At 43.4% G+C, this 2,743-nt stretch carries 2 protein-coding genes; both read left to right on the top strand.

Going from position 1 to position 2,743, the window contains the following annotated elements:
- The coding region (locus PGX78_RS06645; protein WP_270446021.1) for a CTP synthase at positions 1–1,326 on the top strand (1,326 nt) is incomplete at its 5' end.
- A gap of 638 nt (positions 1,327–1,964) precedes the next feature.
- The coding region (locus PGX78_RS06640) for an RnfABCDGE type electron transport complex subunit C (protein WP_270446020.1) at positions 1,965–2,743 on the top strand (779 nt) is incomplete at its 3' end.

The raw sequence follows: 2,743 nt of genomic DNA, 5'->3' as shown, positions 1-2,743 counted from the left end.
TGGTCCGTTCTGCAAAAAGAACGTCATGGCGACTATCTCGGCTCGACGGTTCAGGTCATTCCTCACATTACCAATGAAATTAAGAAAAATGTACATCGTGTAGGCGATGACGATAATGCGGATATCGTCATCACTGAAATCGGCGGCACAGTAGGCGATATAGAAAGCTTACCCTTCTTGGAGGCTATCAGACAGATTAAGAAAGAAGTCGGTCGTAATGATGTCTTATACATTCACGTCACCTTAGTTCCTTATATCGGAGCAGCCGGTGAATTGAAAACAAAACCGACACAACACAGTGTTAAAGAACTGCGCAGCATCGGTATTCAGCCTGATATTATCGTTTGCCGTTCGGAAAAACCCTTGTCAGAAGATATGAAGGACAAGCTGGCTCTCTTCTGCGATATAGACAAAGACGCGGTTATTCAAAATCGTACGCTCGACAGTATTTACGAAGTACCTTTGTTGTTGGCGGAAGAAGGCTTGGATCGAATTGTTCTCGATAAATTGTCCTTAGAAGATAAGCCGTGTGATATGGAAGACTGGAAAAAGATGGTCTATGATATTTATCATACGGAAAAAGAATTGGAAATTGCCTTGGTCGGTAAATATGTAGCCTTGCACGATGCCTATTTGAGCGTTGCTGAAGCCTTGAGCCATGCGGGCATTGCTTATAAATCCAAGGTTAATATTCACTGGATCGACTCGGAAACGTTGGAAGGTGATGATGTCGATTTTGATGCCGTATTTAAAGACATTGACGGTATTGTCGTTCCCGGCGGTTTCGGTGGACGCGGTGTAGAAGGCAAGGTAAGAACTATTCATTATGCCCGAGAACATAAGATACCCTTCTTGGGGTTGTGCCTGGGTATGCAATGTTCCGTCATGGAATATGCTCGCTATGTGTGCGGCATGCAGGGGGCTACTTCTTCAGAATTTAATGAAACGGCTGAATATCCGGTTATCGACTTGATGGCTGATCAGGTGGATGTATCCGAAAAAGGCGGTACTATGCGTCTCGGCCTGTATCCTTGCAAGTTGCGTGAAGGGACAAAGGCTAAAGAAGTATATGGCGAAGATTTAATTTATGAACGCCATCGTCATCGTTGGGAATTCAATAATAAATACCGGAAAGAATTGACTGATGCGGGCCTGGTCATTTCCGGAACCTCGCCGGACGATCGACTGGTGGAAATCGTTGAAGCTCCCGACCACCCCTGGTTTGTTGGTTGCCAGTTCCATCCTGAGTTTAAGTCAAGGCCGACGAAGGCTCATCCGTTATTTAAAGGCTTAATTAAAACGGCATTGGAATTAAAAGAAAAATAAAATAAAAGAAAATAAAAGACTCGTTAGGAAGAGTGATTCTTTCCGGCGAGTCTTTTTGTCGTGTCGAAAAAAGTATACTTTAAGAATGATGTATGTGTAAAACGGGATAAAAACTTATGCCGACATTTGTGGAGTGAAAAAGTATTCTTTTAATAAATAAAATATACTTTGAGAGTACATTTTAATACGTATTGATAGCGTGTATCATAATGTATTTTTCTACACTCAAGAAGCGGGAAAGATTGGTAATTAGCCGTTGAATAACGGATTTTATAATGCTATAATGTAAACGATTGAAAGGGCGAATTACCTCTTCAAACAAATGCGTGAGAATAGGTATGCAAAAAAGAAGTATAAGGTTGCCGCGTTGAAGGCTGACCGGATTTTTGAGCATTCTTTAATCATGCAAAGTGGAGAATATAAAACGCATAAATATACAAGTCGGCGGCGTTTTAAATTCTTCATACATGCGATATACGGATAATAGCGGACGAAAGTCCGTCTGTTTGTGTGTTTATAAGGCTATGGCCTTATAAAACGGCGTTATCGGTTTGAAACGAAACAATTCGTTCCTGAAATTTTCTTCAGTCTTCATTATTTTTCTATTACATAACTTATTTATAATGAGGTGATTTCAGATGATGAAAAGCTTTATCGGCGGGGTTCATCCTGATGACGGCAAGGCCTATGCCAAGGACAAAGCCATCGAGACCCCGGCACTGCCGGAACAAGTAGTCATCCCTATGAGTCAGCACTTCGGTGCTCCTTGTACGCCTACTGTTAAAGTAGGGGACCATGTAAAAAAAGGTCAATTAATAGGGACGAGTGATGCATTTTTGCATGCCGACATTCATGCATCCACATCCGGCGAAGTCGTTAAGGTAGCTCCCATGCCGCATAACATGATGGTTACGTGCATGGCTGTCGTAATCAAGGCTGACGGCCTTGATGAATGGGCGGACGGGTTGCCTGATGAAAAAGATTGGAAAGAACTTGACAAGGCACAAATCGTTGAACGTATTAAACAAGCCGGCGTCGTCGGTTGCGGCGGTGCTACCTTCCCGGCTCATGTCAAGTTGGCTCCCAACAAGCCGGTAGATACGTTTATTGTCAATGCGGCAGAATGCGAACCGTATTTGACTTGTGACTATCGTTTAATGCTTGAAGAAGCGGATAAGTTGGTAACGGGTGTTCAAATCTGTATGAAGGCTTTGGGGGTTTCCAAAGGCTACATCGGCATTGAAGATAACAAACCCGAAGCTGTCAGCAAGCTGAAAGAAGCGTTCAAGAACGTTCCGGAAGTATCTGTCGAAGCGTTGCCGACCAAGTACCCTCAAGGTGCTGAAAAGATGCTTATTAAAGCTGTTACGGACCGCGAAGTGCAGCCCGGCGGATTGCCTATGGACGTAGGTTGCGT

Origin of the sequence: Megasphaera sp. AF13-6AC, assembly GCF_027685385.1 — a bacterium.
Lineage (GTDB): Bacteria > Bacillota > Negativicutes > Veillonellales > Megasphaeraceae > Megasphaera > Megasphaera micronuciformis.
Note: the sequence above shows the minus strand (reverse complement) of the source record. Positions and strands in the feature narration are given on the sequence as shown.